The sequence below is a fragment of the Levilactobacillus muriae genome (assembly GCF_045862015.1).
GTDB lineage: Bacteria > Bacillota > Bacilli > Lactobacillales > Lactobacillaceae > Levilactobacillus > Levilactobacillus muriae.
On sequence record NZ_BAAFRU010000009.1, the window covers coordinates 1 to 14,817 of the forward strand.

13 protein-coding genes are annotated in these 14,817 nt (G+C 50.1%); 5 read left to right on the forward strand and 8 right to left on the reverse strand.

Annotation, left to right across the window (positions count from 1 at the left end):
- Nucleotides 1–330 precede the first annotated feature (330 nt).
- The 4 genes from ACKTSF_RS07670 to ACKTSF_RS07685 all read right to left on the reverse strand — a co-directional run bounded on the left by ACKTSF_RS07670 (nucleotide 331) and on the right by ACKTSF_RS07685 (nucleotide 4,073).
- Nucleotides 331–927, reverse strand: a complete 597-nt coding sequence (locus ACKTSF_RS07670; protein ID WP_407888176.1) for a pentapeptide repeat-containing protein — start codon at nucleotides 925–927, stop codon at nucleotides 331–333.
- A gap of 101 nt (nucleotides 928–1,028) precedes the next feature.
- Nucleotides 1,029–1,919, reverse strand: a complete 891-nt coding sequence (locus ACKTSF_RS07675) for an EamA family transporter (protein ID WP_407888178.1) — start codon at nucleotides 1,917–1,919, stop codon at nucleotides 1,029–1,031.
- Nucleotides 1,920–2,005: 86 nt separating this feature from the next.
- Nucleotides 2,006–3,301 carry a YhgE/Pip domain-containing protein gene (locus ACKTSF_RS07680; protein WP_407888180.1) on the reverse strand — a complete coding sequence of 432 codons (1,296 nt, stop codon included), beginning with the start codon at nucleotides 3,299–3,301 and terminating at the stop codon, nucleotides 2,006–2,008.
- 133 nt (nucleotides 3,302–3,434) lie between these two features.
- Nucleotides 3,435–4,073 carry a TetR/AcrR family transcriptional regulator gene (locus ACKTSF_RS07685; RefSeq protein ID WP_407888182.1) on the reverse strand — a complete coding sequence of 213 codons (639 nt, stop codon included), beginning with the start codon at nucleotides 4,071–4,073 and terminating at the stop codon, nucleotides 3,435–3,437.
- Between the two features lie 220 nt (nucleotides 4,074–4,293).
- Here ACKTSF_RS07685 and ACKTSF_RS07690 point away from each other — a divergent pair, with 220 nt between their 5' ends.
- Nucleotides 4,294–5,484, forward strand: coding sequence for a helix-turn-helix transcriptional regulator (locus ACKTSF_RS07690; RefSeq protein ID WP_407888184.1), 1,191 nt, complete (start codon nucleotides 4,294–4,296; stop codon nucleotides 5,482–5,484).
- Nucleotides 5,485–5,720: 236 nt separating this feature from the next.
- Here ACKTSF_RS07690 and rbsK read toward each other — a convergent pair whose 3' ends face one another.
- The gene (gene rbsK, locus ACKTSF_RS07695) at nucleotides 5,721–6,644 is read right to left on the reverse strand and encodes a ribokinase (RefSeq protein ID WP_407888186.1); all 924 of its coding nucleotides are present in this window, start codon (nucleotides 6,642–6,644) and stop codon (nucleotides 5,721–5,723) included.
- A 251-nt stretch (nucleotides 6,645–6,895) separates the two neighbouring features.
- On the opposite strand from rbsK, the gene ACKTSF_RS07700 reads away from it, so the two are divergent.
- Entirely contained in the window at nucleotides 6,896–8,269 is a 1,374-nt protein-coding gene (locus tag ACKTSF_RS07700; protein ID WP_407888188.1) for a DHA2 family efflux MFS transporter permease subunit, read from the forward strand.
- Nucleotides 8,270–8,988: 719 nt separating this feature from the next.
- Here the strand turns inward: ACKTSF_RS07700 and ACKTSF_RS07705 are convergent.
- Complete coding sequence (locus ACKTSF_RS07705) at nucleotides 8,989–9,405, reverse strand: MerR family transcriptional regulator (RefSeq protein ID WP_407888190.1); 417 nt, start codon at nucleotides 9,403–9,405, stop codon at nucleotides 8,989–8,991.
- A gap of 94 nt (nucleotides 9,406–9,499) precedes the next feature.
- Between ACKTSF_RS07705 and ACKTSF_RS07710 the strand changes: the two genes are divergently transcribed.
- The gene (locus ACKTSF_RS07710) at nucleotides 9,500–10,477 is read left to right on the forward strand and encodes an aldo/keto reductase (RefSeq protein ID WP_407888192.1); all 978 of its coding nucleotides are present in this window, start codon (nucleotides 9,500–9,502) and stop codon (nucleotides 10,475–10,477) included.
- 108 nt (nucleotides 10,478–10,585) lie between these two features.
- Here the strand turns inward: ACKTSF_RS07710 and ACKTSF_RS07715 are convergent, their stop codons facing one another.
- Nucleotides 10,586–11,449, reverse strand: a complete 864-nt coding sequence (locus ACKTSF_RS07715) for a helix-turn-helix domain-containing protein (protein WP_407888194.1) — start codon at nucleotides 11,447–11,449, stop codon at nucleotides 10,586–10,588.
- A gap of 229 nt (nucleotides 11,450–11,678) precedes the next feature.
- Here ACKTSF_RS07715 and ACKTSF_RS07720 point away from each other — a divergent pair, with 229 nt between their 5' ends.
- Together ACKTSF_RS07720 and yaaA are read left to right on the forward strand one after the other, a co-directional pair.
- Nucleotides 11,679–13,229 (forward strand): glycoside hydrolase family 30 protein, encoded by a 1,551-nt coding sequence (locus ACKTSF_RS07720; RefSeq protein ID WP_407888196.1) that lies wholly within the window; start codon nucleotides 11,679–11,681, stop codon nucleotides 13,227–13,229.
- A 212-nt stretch (nucleotides 13,230–13,441) separates the two neighbouring features.
- Nucleotides 13,442–14,188 (forward strand): peroxide stress protein YaaA, encoded by a 747-nt coding sequence (gene yaaA, locus ACKTSF_RS07725; RefSeq protein WP_407888198.1) that lies wholly within the window; start codon nucleotides 13,442–13,444, stop codon nucleotides 14,186–14,188.
- 38 nt (nucleotides 14,189–14,226) lie between these two features.
- Here yaaA and ACKTSF_RS07730 read toward each other — a convergent pair whose 3' ends face one another.
- Entirely contained in the window at nucleotides 14,227–14,805 is a 579-nt protein-coding gene (locus ACKTSF_RS07730; protein ID WP_407888199.1) for a TetR/AcrR family transcriptional regulator, read from the reverse strand.
- Nucleotides 14,806–14,817: the final 12 nt, after the last annotated feature.

Consider the following 14,817-nt stretch of genomic DNA (forward strand, 5'->3'; position numbering starts at 1 on the left):
GGCATACACCTTATAAATTTAGTCTAGCAGTCTCACTTTAATTTTCAAATCTTTCTTAGTGAGGTACTGTTTAGTGTACACGAAATTTTGAAATATATTTATTTACAGAGCTTGACTAAACGTAGGATAGAGCCTGGGGCAAAACCTCAGACTCTTTTTGACTCTCCAAAGCTATATTGCTGAAACGTGCGACAGAAGGCAGCTGACTCCGCTTAAAACTGATAGCCGAACAATCCAAACACGGGATTATCCGGCTATCAGCCTTAATGCTCGTCAGCTAACCGCCTTTTCTCCCACTCTCTTAATTTAGTCCCAAATCATATCACTTGGCTAATCACCAATATCTAATCCCAGTGCCGCCGCAAAGGTCACCGCCTGGAGCGCATCAATCCTGCATCCCCGCACCAATCCAGGGGTGAAGACCAGCGCTTCAATATCACTGGTTCGTAGATCGACCAATTTCAGCTGACTTTCCGTAAAGTCAGCGCGAACCAGCTCGCAGCGATTGAAACTTAGCCGCCGCTTGACCGTCACCATCTGAAAGCTCGCCTCATTCAGCCGTGTCTCGCTGAAGTCACAACCAGTCAGGACGGCCTCCGCAAAATTAGCGTAATCTGCCTGAGTGTCATTGACCGCCACGTCCTTGAGTCGGGCCGCGGTAAAGTCACTTCCCAGCAGCTGACACCCGTTGAACTGACAGCGATACAGGTAACTCTCTTGGAATTGACAATTCAAAAATTGGCAGCCCTGAAACTGACAGTCCAGCCACTCACTATTTTTAAAATCCGTCTGCTGAAACGTACACTTCTCGAAGCCAATCTCTTCTAGTCGAATATCTTGATTGGAATAGGTCAGCTCGCAGTTCACGTACTGGTTACCGGCCGCCAGCACATCTAGCGAGAGGGTCTTACCCGTTACAGTTGCCATATGTTTGTCTCCCTTAGTCGTTTATTAACTCTAGAATACCACGAAAAAGTCCCGCCACGGCAATTGTCCGCAACGGGACAGAATTTGTTTCACATGAAACATTAGCGCAATTGATTTTGCCGCCGCATCCCCCAGACATTAGGAAGAATGACTGCCCCGATAATCACCAGAACCCCAGCAATCTGAAGCCAGTCGACCTTTTCCCCTAAAACGAAAAAGGCAATCGTGATTGACGCCGGTAATTCCAGCGAAGACAGGATCGGACCAATTCCCAATTCCAGGTACTGCATGAAGATCGAGTAAGCCACCAATGGGAAAACCATCGAGAAGATGGCGATCCAGAAGGCCCACTTCACCGTATCAAAGGTCACGGGCGCTGAAATAATCTGTGGCCCCCAGACGACCGAGATCAGGAGAAATGCCCCAATACACAGTAGCCACGTTTTACTCAAGGGATCCAAGTTGTTTCCCAGCATCGCGGTGAATTGAATCGTACAAGCGTAAGCGCACGCCGCCAAAAAGGCCAGGAATAAGCCCCACAACGACAACGGCTGGGTAATCGGAAAGAGTCCCGCGGCCAATACCGTCCCGATTAGAACCAGGACAATGCTGACGACCTGTAGCCGCGTTGGCCGGCGTTTATGCAGGATGCTTCCCAACAAGACCGATAGCCACACAGCTTGCATCAACATGACCGCCGCGGCCGCAACCGGAATTAATTTCAATGACTGAATATAGAAGGTATTGGTAAATCCAGAAGCCGTCCCGGCTGCCATAACCGCCAGCAATTGTTTCCAGTTGGTGTGCTGGTAACGTAGCCAGCGATGGCGCGCCACGTGAATAATCCCCAGGATGATCACAGCACTCAGAAATGACCAGAATAATAACGGTCCGTTGACCACACCCTCGCTACGCGCAATCTTCATCAGGGTTGCTGGAACCCCAAAGCTGATGGCTCCCAGCGCCACAAAGAATGGTGCTATTTTTCGCAAAAATTTCACTCCATTTCATAAATCTCACCATTCCATTATACGCTTTGCCTGTCGGACTTGCCCGTCTCAACCTGACCGCACATTAATTACGCCACAATGCTATCGTTTCGGTGATGGTAGAAGAATGCCAACGTTCCTCCACTAAAGACTACGGCAATGCCAGCTAGTATCCAGGAAATACCTGCAATCGAGCCGCCCAAAGAAATCGTGTGACGTAACCCGGCCATCGCAATCGTCATGGGTAAATACGGATGGACTGCACGGTAGAGTGGGTTGGTCAGTGCAATGGGATAGGTACCGCCCGAACAACCAATCTGAAAGATCATGAAGATCAGCATTAGCCAGGCGCCGGTAAGCCCCAACCACAGACGGAAGCACGTCACCAGACTGAAGAAGGCCAGGACGATCAGTAGCGAGAGTAGATAAGTCTTTCCCGGCTGGAGCGGCCGTAACCCGTTGATATTTCGAACTGCAAGCCACATTGCTGAGGCGGCTAGCATCACGAAGATCCAGAGCATCCCCATCTTATCTAACCAAGCCAACGCGAAGTTTCGGTATTTTCCATGGCGTTTGCCTGCATCGTAAATAATATTCAGTGTGATACAACCAACAAAGAGTGAAATTGCCATAAAGTAAGGCGCCATACCAGTCCCATTATTGGCGACCGACGTGACATTGTGCTGAACCAACTTGATTGGTGCCGCCAACGCCTGCAATTGGTGCGGCCGCTTCGTTTGCTGTGCCAACTGCTGGCCACTGCGCGTCAATCCCTGAATGATTGCTTCATTCGGGCCACTGGTCGCCGTTGCTGAAACACCGGCTGCGCTGGCCTGGGCTACCTGCTGTAACTGGCTAGCCGTAGTGACCAGACCTTTCCCCGACCGCACCGTTTGTCGCTGAATCACATCAAATTCAGTTTGAATCACCGACTGATTGAGTTGCGACTGCAGCTTTTCCATGGCGGTGCTTCCCATCTTGGCAGCCACAGTACTCTGTCCGGCATCCGTCTGGTAGATTACCCGCAACGTCTTCGGATGACTGGCCAAGTGGCTTAATTGTTGCGACGACTTTTTGGGAATCGTTAACGTTAAATACATTTTCCCCGCACGCAGTTCCCGCCGTGCCTGCTGGGCAGTCATCCGGTGAAATTGTAATGACTTACTGCGAGTGAGCTGCCGCGTAATCGTCCGGCCCCAATGCATCGTTGCCGTCGCCTGATCCTGATCGACCACCGCCATTGGTAATCGATGAATCTCCTGATACGGGTTCCAAACAGAAGCAAGTAAAATCGCCGCATACGCTAACGGAATCACCAGAATACCTAATAGAATACGCCAAACTGTTGGATGCTGCTTGACGTAAGACCATTCGTGAAAGTTCATGATCTCTCCCCCTTTTCTCAAATGAGTGAACGAATCATTCATTCGAATTGCCCCCAGTCTAATCACTCACGTGTAAAAGTCATTTTAAAGTGGTTCAAACGGTGGCGTTCACTTGTTGAGATAACGAAGGGCCTTACTGGTAACTCCGGCGTAACATTTCCCGTACAACTGTGATCATCCGGTCATCTTCGCCCTGTGCCGCCTCCATCTCGAAGCTATCATAGCGTTTGTGCGCGCACCACCAGAAGACCAGATCAACCACGATTACACCGTTACGCTGCGGATCCGGAATCTCTGGAAGTGCCCGTCCGATAAATGCCCCCACCTGTTGATACAACGACTGGCGTTGCTGGCGGTAGAGTGCCGTCAGCGCAGGATTAACCATGGGATTGTGCTCCAAGATCAAGAAATATTGACCATAGCGTTCAAATGCCTGAAATAACGCCGTCAATAGGTCATCAAAACTCGCTACCGTGTGGCCAGTCAGTTGTCGATTCCAATCAGCATAAGCCGCCTGCGTCCGATTGACCAGCTCGCGCGGATCAACTGGCGCTAGTGGATACGTCTTCATCATCACTGGCGCTGTCGGCAGGGTCGTTAAGAACACATAGTCCAAGAGTGCCGCCTTACTGGTAAACAGTCGGTAGAGTGTCCCCACTGCCAACTGCGAACGTTGCGCAATCATCTGCATCTGCGTCTCGTGATAGCCCGGTTGAATGAATAATTCACTCGCCGCCGCATAAATTCTTTGTAACTTTTCTTCATCGGTCATCCCATTACCCCCTTTTCCTCTATTAAACTCACAGTTCCTTGGAAGCGCCGCTTAAATCCCTCCGAAAACACCATCTGCGTTGGTGAGCTTACCAACCACTAATGTTTCATGTGAAACACCCTCAAACCGCTGCTAGTAATTTCGAGTGAGCTAGGGTATAACTGATGTAGCGCTTACATCGCGTTTTATAACCGTACGCTACAGAAAGGAGGCCGTCCACTTGGCCCTTGACCAGCTCTACCTAGAAGCTTTGGCTGTCCCTGCCGCCATCTTTAAAACCGTCCGGCATCGGCCGAAGACTATCTTCAAGCAAGGGAAGATTTTAACGTCGGCGTACACCACGCTATTCTACGAGATTCCCGACCATGCGGCTACACTCACCGTCTTTCGGCATAGCCAGAATCTCTTCTCAATCTGCCTGGTCCATGACGACTTCACCTACATTGTGGGGCCCATCCTAGTCACCGACATCACGGCCCACGACCCCGCCAACACCGAAGCTCGTACAATTTACCTTCCACAGGTTTTAAGTACATACGCCATCACGCGCGACCAGTGTTTGAAACAAATTCTCGCGTTAGCACAGATCATTCATTTGCCGGTAACCGCCGAAGCCGTAACGACCGCCTTCGAACAGGCCCTGCGTTCCGACCAGTTCAATGACAAACTGATTTTAGTCAACTTCGATGACGAGGGTGCTCACGTCAGCTATGCCTATGAGAAGGCGTTAAAGACCGCGGTCGAGCTGGGTAAACCCTCGATGGTCCACGACGCCTTCGTCGGTCTGGTTAATTCCGGTCGAATTGGGATTCTTGCGGACGGTAGTAACCTTCGAAACATTAAGAACTGGGGCATTATCAGCACTTCGGTCACACTTCGGGCAGCCATTCATGCCGGGATGGACTTCGACCAAGCCTACTCCCTCAACGACCACTACGTCCGCACCCTGGAGACACTGACGACCTACGACGATGTCATGAGCGGCATCGAAACAATGATCAAGGACATGGCCCAGCGTGTTCATCAGCTCAAGAGTGTCCACCTCTCTGCCCCGGTGCGCCGGGCCTACCAGATCATTATGAACAGCCCAGAATGTAACATCACCGTCACACAGCTGGCCAATCAATTGGGACTATCCCCACACTACCTGTCCACCCTTTTTACCGCGGAAATCGGGGTTCCCATCTCTCGCTTTAAGATTCTGGTCAAGCTCAATCGTGCTGTCGAAATCCTGCAAACGACTAACCTGCCACTCTCAGAGATCGCCGCAATTTTAAATTTTACCGATCAAGCTTATCTGACGCGCGAGTTCAAGAAATTCGTCGGTGTGTCACCTAATAAGGCCCGCAATAATCCCCATCTCACGGATGACTGGCATCTGTATAATTTCACAAATATCAACATTGGATAATTAATAACTATTAGAAGAGACAGCTTTCCTATTTGGAAAGTTGTCTCTTTGTCTTTTAGCCTTAGTGCCGACATTTCCAGCCATCATGTCTTTGATTGGTCGCAGTTTATCCGTAACCCATTCCCCTGTAATTAGTGGAACTGTAGAACTATTTGCGATTTATTATTAATAATTTAAAAAAGCAGTCGATCAAGAAGGTTTGATCGACCGCCCATTTTATTTTAGTTGACTCTTCATTAACTCGGTTGATACATCGCGGCGACTTCCTTTGCCGTTGGGTAGGACTTCTGTGTCCCCCGCCGTGTTACCGTAATCGCGGCGTATTCATTGGCGTGCTGCAAAGCCTTCGGCACAGTCTCACCCTGCGCATAGTAGTGCGCAAACGCCCCAATGAAGGAATCACCTGCACCGGTGGTGTCGACCGCAGCAACTTTAACCGCATCAATCAACCGACTCGTCGTAGCACTGACCCACAGCACGCCACGGGATCCGATCGTGACCAGCACATTCTTCACGCCCATATCGACCAGGCGCTGTGCTGCCCGCGAGATTTCATCCATGGATTCCGTTGGTAAGCCAGTCAACGTCGCCAATTCCGTTTCGTTTGGTGAGAAGAAGTCTACCCGCCGCACGTGTTCCATGTCCAGTTGTTTATTGGCTGGCGCCGGGTTCAAAAGGACCGGCACGCCATGACGATTGGCCAAATCAATCGCATGGTAGTTGGTTTCCAGCGGGATTTCCTGCTGCAACACAATCAGTTTGGTATTTTGAATCATTTCGAGATGCTCATCCAAAACGGCCGGTGTTAACTCGTTATTGGCTCCCTTGACGATGAGAATGCGGTTGTCAGCCGTTGGGTCCACGAAGATCGGTGCAGCGCCACTGCTCTTATGACCGATACCAACGCCAGACACATCAATGTTTGCGGCTTTGAAATTGGCTAGCTGTTGTTCTCCGAAGCTGTCGTTACCGACCATCGAGATAAAGCTCACCTGTGACCCCAACCGAGCGGCGGCCACGGCTTGGTTCGCACCCTTACCGCCAAATCCCATCGAGAAGTCATCGGCCTCAACGGTTTCGCCCGCTACTGGCATGCGCTTAATATACGTCATGAGGTCAATCATGTTTGACCCAATTACTAACACGTCACTTTTTTTCATACCTGGACACCTCTTTATTTCTAAACTAACACAAAACGCCTTTCGTGTAAACGCTTTCAAATGAATTCGCAAATGCGTAAAGGGTGTGAATAAGTAGTCGTGATGGTGATTATTATCCGCTCCTATTTTCTGAAAGGCCTGCCTACGAGACAAAACGTAAGAAACGAGTTGCCTAGACCAATTGACTAAGTCAGCGATTATCAGTATCATTGGAGGAGTTGTGCACTTTTAAAAGAATAGAAGGCCGTTTAATGTCAAAGCAAATTAAGCACGCGTTATTTATCATGGTATTTGGCACTTTCTTCGGCATCCTGTGTTCCACCCTGATGAACGTGGCACTGCCAACGTTCATGACCGTGTTTCACGTCAACTCATCCACCGTTCAATGGATCAGCAACGGTTATATGCTCGTGAGTGCGATGATGATTCCCGTCAGCGCCTACCTGATAAAAAAGTTTACATTTCGTAGACTGTTCATTCTATTTTCCGTTATCTTTCTGCTAGGAACGCTATTGGGCAGCCTGGCACAGAGTTTCTGGATGTTGATTCTCGGCCGAATGATTCAGGCGACCGGGTCTGGGGTCATGATGCCGCTAGTCAATATTCTGGCAATTCGCTACGCCGCTCCCACTAAGAAGGGGGCCGTAATGGGAATTGTCGGACTAGCCTTTAACTTTTCTCCCATTATAGGACCGACCTTGTCCGGGGTTATCTTGACCTACCTGTCGTGGCGATACCTGTTCATCCTAGTCCTCCCCTTCATCCTGCTGGACCTCATCTTGGCCTACTTCCTATTACCAAGTGTGCCCACAAATGAATCGCCAACTTTGGATCGCTGGGGCCTGTTTCTCGTTAGTTTCGGCGCATTAGGCCTATTATGGAGCTTCTCAAATGTGGGACAGTACTCGCTGATTTCCCCATTTGTCATCGTGCCTTTTATCTTAGGCGTCATCCTGACGACCATTTTCATCTGGCAACAACTACATAGTACGAATCCCTTGATTAATCCCAAAATTTTCACAAGTGTCCAGTTTACGACAGCCACCAGCCTCAACGCACTCATCGTGGCGACCATGTATGGCAACACGATTCTTCTGCCCCTTCTGATTCAGTCGATCATGCATCAAAGTCCGATTATATCCGGAATTGCGCTGTTACCTGGGGCCTGTCTAACAGGAATCATGTCGCCAATCAGCGGTCGCCTCTACGACCGTTACCCTGTGCGACGCATTGTTACCGCAGGCCTGCTAATCGACTGCTTCGGGACCATTATGCAGGCATTCATTGACGTCAATGCTTCGGTTGTCATGTTGACGATTGGCCAGACAATTCGGCAATTGGGGTTAGTTCTCATTCTGATCCCGATTCAAACCCACGCACTGACCCACCTTCCCAACCGTTTGGTGGCGGACGGAGTTGCCACGTTTAACACGCTCCGTCAGATTTCCGGATCGTTCGGCACTGCCATTATTATCGCCACGATCAACCTGGCCACCAAGTCCTTCACGTCCCATCCCAACGCCCCACAGATGGGGATTCAGGCTGGTTTCACCATGTGTCTTCTGTTCTTAATCATCGCCCTTGGTGTGTCGGTCAAACTCATGACGATTCGCGAACGCAATTAAGGTTGACTTCCAAGAGTCGCCGTGCGATACTATCCAATGGTGCCAAACCAAGGTGGGGGTACGCGATCGGTGCGCAAGCATTCAGAAGGTCGCCGCACCTCACCACTGCCATCCCGAGTAGAACGCGGGATGGCTTTTTTGTATAAGAGAGTGGAGCAAGCCGTTTAGATTCTGAGCATTAGGGAAATAAGGGCTTCTGTTCGGCTACGCCGGACAGGAGTCCTTATTTTGCTAAGCGGAAGAATCTGGTTTGCGGAACTCGTTTCAGCCAGAGTGTGAGCGAGGGCGGTTAGCCCCTGAGCATTAACGTCATTAAGTGCCAGCTTGGCGGAGCCGAGCCGGTGCTTATTGGGGTTAAGCGGAGGGGGCTGCCCGAGGGAACGCGTTTCAGAAGCCGCATATTTCCGGACATAAAGGCGAGAGACTGTTTAGCGCCCTAAACAAAAATAACCATTAACACCCTATGCCGGACAGGAGTTCCTTATTTTTCTAAGCGGAAGAGTCTGGCTTGCGGAACGCGTTTCAGCCAGAGTGTGAGCGAGGGCGGTTAGCCCCTGAGCATTAACGTCATTAAGTGCCCGCTCGGTGGAACCGAGCCGGTGCTTAATGGGGTTAAGCGGAGGGGGCTACCCGAAGGAACGCGTTTCCGAGGCCGCAAGTTTCCGAATATAAAGGCGAGAGACCGTTTAGCGACCTAAACAAGAGTAATTCCTAACACCCTACGCCTCATCCTCAGGCTTATAATCCGCCCAATCCGGTTGCGGTGTACCCGTAGCCTCGGCCTGCTTAATCGCTGAATAAAACGCCACCTTCTGCGTAATATGCCGATGATATTTCTCAAGCTTGGCTAACTGGCGGGCCACATCAACTTCATGTGCATTTAGAATATCTAGGATCTTATCCAAATCGGCGCCAGATTCTTGGTAGCTCAGAAGCGCCTGCAACTCACTCATACGCATCCCGGAATTCTTGAAACAGACAATACTATTTAATTTCTCAAGATTTTCTTCATTATAAACACGATGATTCCCCTTCTGTTGAACATTGGGAATCAGTCCCAAGCGCTCGTAGTAGCGGAGCGTCGATGGCGCTAAATCATACTGTTTAGCAACTTCTGAAATCGTTAATTCTGTCATCTCATATCAATCCTCATCTTTTACTGAAAATACTTTACTTGAAGCGCACTTCAAGTGCTATGCTTGAAACAATCAGAAGGGCAGGTTAACAATCATGGAATTTAGAACATTAGGCAAGACCGGTTTTAACATTAGCGAGGTTTCACTGGGTACCTGGCAACTCGGCGGTAAGTGGGGGCAACCTTTCAGCGATAAGGATGCTATGGATACTCTGGAAGCCGCTTATGACCACGGTGTTAACTTCTTCGATACCGCCGATGGTTATCAGGATGGCCTGAGTGAAAAGGTCATTGGCCAATTCATCAAACGTCATCCTGATGTGCACTACTCAACCAAGGTCGGCAGAAAAGAAATGCCCCTTTCTGAGGAACACTTCAGTCCAAAATTCATTAGAAGATATGTCGAAGAATCTCTCAAAAACATGCAAGTCGACTCTCTCGATCAAGTCCTGCTGCACTGTCCACCAATGAGCGTTTACTACCAGCCAGAAACGTTCAAGACCTTGGACGACCTCAAAAAAGAGGGTAAAATCGCCAACTATGGGGTCAGCGTTGAACGCGTTGAAGAAGCAATCAAGTCCCTGGACTACGACATCTCCAGCGTTGAAATCATCTTTAACATGTTCCGCTTACGCCCATCTAAGCTGTTCTTTGACTTAGCTAAAAAAGCCAACGTCGGCATCTTAGCCCGGGTACCTTTAGCCAGTGGTCTGTTAACGGGTAAGTTCTCCGCAGATACGCACTTTGATCCTAAAGATCATCGGATGGCTAACCGGAACGGTCAACTCTTCAGCAAGGGTGAGACCTTCTCCGGTGTTGATTACCTCACCGGGGTCAAGGCCGCTAATGAATTAAAGGAACGCTTGGGTACGGACAATTTGGCCGCCACCGCCTTACGTTTCATCCTGATGTTTGACGCCGTTTCGGCCGTTATTCCTGGTGCCAGCACCCCTAATCAAATCGAACGAAATACGAGTGCTGCTGAAGTAAAGCCACTGACGAATGATCAAATGGCCATCGTCACGGATGTTTACGACAAGTACATCAAGGATCCAATTGAATACATGTGGTAAATCCACATTTAATGAGCCTGGGATAAAACCCAGGCTCTTTTAGCATCTTCAAGTCCAGATTGCTGAAATGTGTGTCAACAACCAGCTGAATGTTTCATGTGAAACACCCTAAACAAGATAGTCCGCCGAGTGCCGCTCACGCTTCTGGGTCTTGCGAAACGCACTCGGTGTCATCCCCGACCATTGTTTGAACTGCTTGCTGAAACTGGCCTGACTGCTAAATTTCATCTGAAGGGCAATCGCTTCAATCGAGTTCTCGCCAATCTCCAAAAGGCCCTTTGCCCGGCTAAATTGGCGTTCTTTGGCATATTCAGTCGGCGTGACACCATAGATTTTTTTGAATATCCGATGGCCGTATGTGGTGCTAATGTTGCGGTGCGCACACACGGCTTGGAAGGTCCGCCGAGTAGTGTCTTCAGCAAACAACCCGCTAGCCAATTTTTGAGCCAAGATAACCTCACGTTCTGGATATTCCTGTTCGGTGGTCACTACCGGCTGAGATTTGGACAGGGCAATCATGAAGTCTAGAAAGAAAATCTCTAACCGGAATTTCCGCTCCGTTACCTGAACATTGGCCTCTTCCAGGACCACGATTGATTGAATCAGCTTGCGGGCAGCCTGACTGACGACCGCGCTTGCCGGAATCACCACGTTGCCTAGATTTTTAATGATTCGCGTCTTCAGATTCAAGTCACCCACATTAAAGTGAAAACAGAAAAACTGTAACCGATCACCACTAAAATTAAAGCTTTCATGCGGTGTTTCTGGCGTGATGATCACCGATTCACCGGCCGAAATCACCCGGCGACTAGCACCCATAAACATGGTAACGCTCCCCTGCATGACGGCAATCAACTCAAATAATTGATGTTGTTCGCGCGGATAATGCCAGCTAGGGAAATTCCGTTGGAAATGGCCCCCATACAGGTAGATATTCGATTCGATCGTTTGAAAAAGCTGTTGCTGCGCCATGCCCTCATCCTTTCTCGACTGAAATCGTTACACGTCAAGCCTACCAGCTAATTTACTTGGCGGCAATCCCTTTTAGTTTCCATTTGAGAAAATTGAGGGTGGTAATTGCCATAGACGAATTCGCTGTAAGCGGTTACCATGAGAGGGTAAGGGCGCTGAACGACTGGGGTTTTCTCCCTAGTTGCGATTAACTTCACAACAATCAAGTCTTATTGGAGGCAGTTTAGTTATGAGAAAATTTAAAAACGAATTTTGGACCACAACTTCCGGTGATCTGACCCAACGGCGCGATCCGTTAGCCACGCCAGATTATCAAACCGATATTGCGGATGCCAAGAAGATCGTGATCGATCCCACCGACAAGCATCAAGATTGGAAAGGTGCCGGAGCCGCTATTACCGATTCCGCTGCCCACCTGCTGTGGCAGGACATGGACGCCAAGCAACGTCACGATCTGTTGACTGAGCTCTTCGATCCCGCACAAGGTGGCTTCTCTAGTGTCCGAGTCCCCTTAGGTTCTTGTGACTTCCAAAGCCAGGACTACTACACCTATGACGATATGCCATACGGCGAACACGACAACAAGTTGGAACACTTCTCCATTGGCGAAGGTGAACCCGGCGCACCAGAGGCTACCAAGGACCTGAAGAACATCGTGCCCGTGCTCCAAGAAATCTTGACAATTAACCCTGCCCTGAAGATCATTGCGTCGCCTTGGTCCGGCCCGGCCTGGATGAAGAATACCGGTCATCTGACCCACGGCGGTCACTTACGCTTCGGCGAATTCACCGGCAACGGCTATACCGAAGAGAACCGCTTCGAGTACATCTACGCCCAATACTTCATTCGCTACATTGAAGAATATAAAAAATTAGGAATTCCCATTTACGGCCTGACGATTCAAAACGAACCGTCAAACGCCGCCCACTGGCCAGCCATGATCTGGACGGTACCTGAATTGGCTAGCTTCGGCTACAAGTATCTCCGGCCTGCACTGAACCGGGCCTTTCCTGATACCAAACTGTACCTGCTGGACGACAGTTTCCACGCTTTGACCAAACCAATCGAAGAAGAAGTGACACCTGCCGAGGCCGCTGCCTTTGACGGTCTGGCCGTCCACACCTACTCTGGGCCATTTGAAAACATGTACCACGCCAACCGGACCTACCCCAACTGGGATGTCGTCATGACCGAACGGCGTTGCATGATGACCGATGATCCCGAGGAAAGTGCCCACATCATGTTTGGAATCATTGGTAATTGGCTGGTTCACAACGGCTTGAACATGATCACGCTATGGAACCTCGCATTGGATGAACGAGGCTTACCAAATGCCGCTGACTCGACTGGTCGTGAAGGGGTCGTTACCATCGACCACACTACCGGGAAAGTCCAACGGAACCTCGAATACTTCATGCTCAGAAACTTCGGGCAAGATGTGCCAACCGGTTCTAAGGTCATCGGTTCGACCAACTACACCAAGGATGGTTATACTGGCAGTCTCGGCTCCGTCGCCTTCTTGGGAACCAACGGCGACATTGTTGCCCACCTCTACAACCCAACGGGCACACCAATTAAGGCAGCCGTGACGATTGATGGCGATGGCAACAACTGGCAAGTCGCAACTGTACCGGCTTATGGGACGGTTACGCTACACAAGTCGGACGACGCCATCAACACGACGACTATCCCTACCGACGATGAATTTGCCCTGAATCCGAGCCCGGCTAACCACGATGACGTGGCACCTGGCCAAAGTGAAGGCAGCCAACTCGTTTAGTGAATCAACAACTTAACACCTAATTTTGGAAGAGCTTGAGTGTCAACTTGAGCTCTTTTGTGATGGCAAAATTTATATTACCTGTCTCACCAGCTTAAGTAGTTGCGATGACGCACCGCCGTTTTCACATCCAGCGACATCATTCATCCCCAACGGTGGCCCACCTATGCTATGCTTAGAGCCTAATCCCACCGAAAGAAGACGACGTTGCCATGAAAATCATCATCGCTCCCGCTAAAAAGATGGTCATCGATACCGACACCTTCACTTACGACGGCCGCCCGCAATATCTGGCCGCCACACGACAGATACTAGCCCAATTGCGTCAACTCACCTATCCACAAGCCAAGGTCCTCTGGCATTGTAGCGATAAGCTGGCACATACCAACTACGATTGGCTACAGCAGCTTGACCTGAACCGTCAGCTCACGCCGGCACTACTAGCCTTTAGTGGGATTCAATATCAATACATGGCCCCCGACCTTTTCACTGCGCCGGCTCTGGATTACGTGCGCGATAACCTGCGGATTCTCTCCGGCTTTTACGGGATTCTTCGACCGTTCGACGGCATCGTTCCCTATCGTCTGGAAATGCAATCCAGACTGGCTGTGGCGGGAACGCCCAATCTTTACACCTTCTGGGGCGACCGCCTCTACCACGCACTGACGCCGACACCAGAACCTATCATTAATCTCGCCTCACAGGAATATGCCAAAACAATTACGCCATATCTCGCACCACAACAGGCCATGGTCACCGTCACTTTTGGCAGTCTCGTCGACGATCAGGTGAAGACCAAGGCGACTCTCGCCAAGATGGCCCGCGGCGCCATGGTGCGGTACCTAGCGGAACACCAAGCGACCACGGTTCGCGACGTGACACAGTTTGACCACCCCGACTGGACCTATTCAGCGGTGCGGTCGACTTCAACAAACATTGTCTTCATTTACCAGAAATAGACTAGACACGACATGGACGCCAGACTGGCGTTCTTTTTTTACCCGCAAAAGTCGCCCAAGAAGCCCTGTAGTCCGCGCATGTTCAACGCCAGGAGCCGCTGCTTGAACGCCGGTAACGAAATATCCAACTGTCCGGTAATGTACAGTCGAAATAGCGTCAGGGTGCTGTCAATCAAGAAGTTGACCCCAATCTGTGCGTCCATGGCACTCAACTGATAATCCTGCTGGAAGCTCGCCGTCAAACCGGCCGCCACGCGTCGTTTGACACGCCGTGACAGAAAACTGTAATCGTCCGACGTCAAGATAAACGTGTAAAATTTCGGGGCCTTTTCAAAGAAATCATCTAGCCGCTCGAACCATACGCCTGAGTTATGCAAAGGGTCGTGATCCGCTGGCGCCTGAAGTAGCAAGCCCAGGAGCTGATCGGCAATCTCAGCGGTAAAACTGTCCGCCAAGTCATCGATCGACTCAAAGTGTAGGTAAAACGTCTTGCGATTAATGTTAGCCTCCGCCGTTAGTTGTTGCACCGTAATCTCACGAAAACGATACTGTTGGGCCAGCTTACGAAAAGCCTTCCGTAGCGCTTGGTTGGTTCGTACAACTCGTCGATCCGTCATCAAATCCCTCCA

Coding starts and splice junctions, on each gene's coding strand:
- ACKTSF_RS07700 (WP_407888188.1), top strand. CDS start 6,896: ATGTCAAAGCAAATTAAGCACGCGTTATTTATCATGGTATTTGGCACT.
- yaaA (WP_407888198.1), top strand. CDS start 13,442: ATGAAAATCATCATCGCTCCCGCTAAAAAGATGGTCATCGATACCGAC.
- ACKTSF_RS07670 (WP_407888176.1), bottom strand. CDS start 927: ATGGCAACTGTAACGGGTAAGACCCTCTCGCTAGATGTGCTGGCGGCC.
- ACKTSF_RS07720 (WP_407888196.1), top strand. CDS start 11,679: ATGAGAAAATTTAAAAACGAATTTTGGACCACAACTTCCGGTGATCTG.
- ACKTSF_RS07685 (WP_407888182.1), bottom strand. CDS start 4,073: ATGACCGATGAAGAAAAGTTACAAAGAATTTATGCGGCGGCGAGTGAA.
- ACKTSF_RS07680 (WP_407888180.1), bottom strand. CDS start 3,301: ATGAACTTTCACGAATGGTCTTACGTCAAGCAGCATCCAACAGTTTGG.
- ACKTSF_RS07715 (WP_407888194.1), bottom strand. CDS start 11,449: ATGGCGCAGCAACAGCTTTTTCAAACGATCGAATCGAATATCTACCTG.
- rbsK (WP_407888186.1), bottom strand. CDS start 6,644: ATGAAAAAAAGTGACGTGTTAGTAATTGGGTCAAACATGATTGACCTC.
- ACKTSF_RS07705 (WP_407888190.1), bottom strand. CDS start 9,405: ATGACAGAATTAACGATTTCAGAAGTTGCTAAACAGTATGATTTAGCG.
- ACKTSF_RS07710 (WP_407888192.1), top strand. CDS start 9,500: ATGGAATTTAGAACATTAGGCAAGACCGGTTTTAACATTAGCGAGGTT.
- ACKTSF_RS07730 (WP_407888199.1), bottom strand. CDS start 14,805: ATGACGGATCGACGAGTTGTACGAACCAACCAAGCGCTACGGAAGGCT.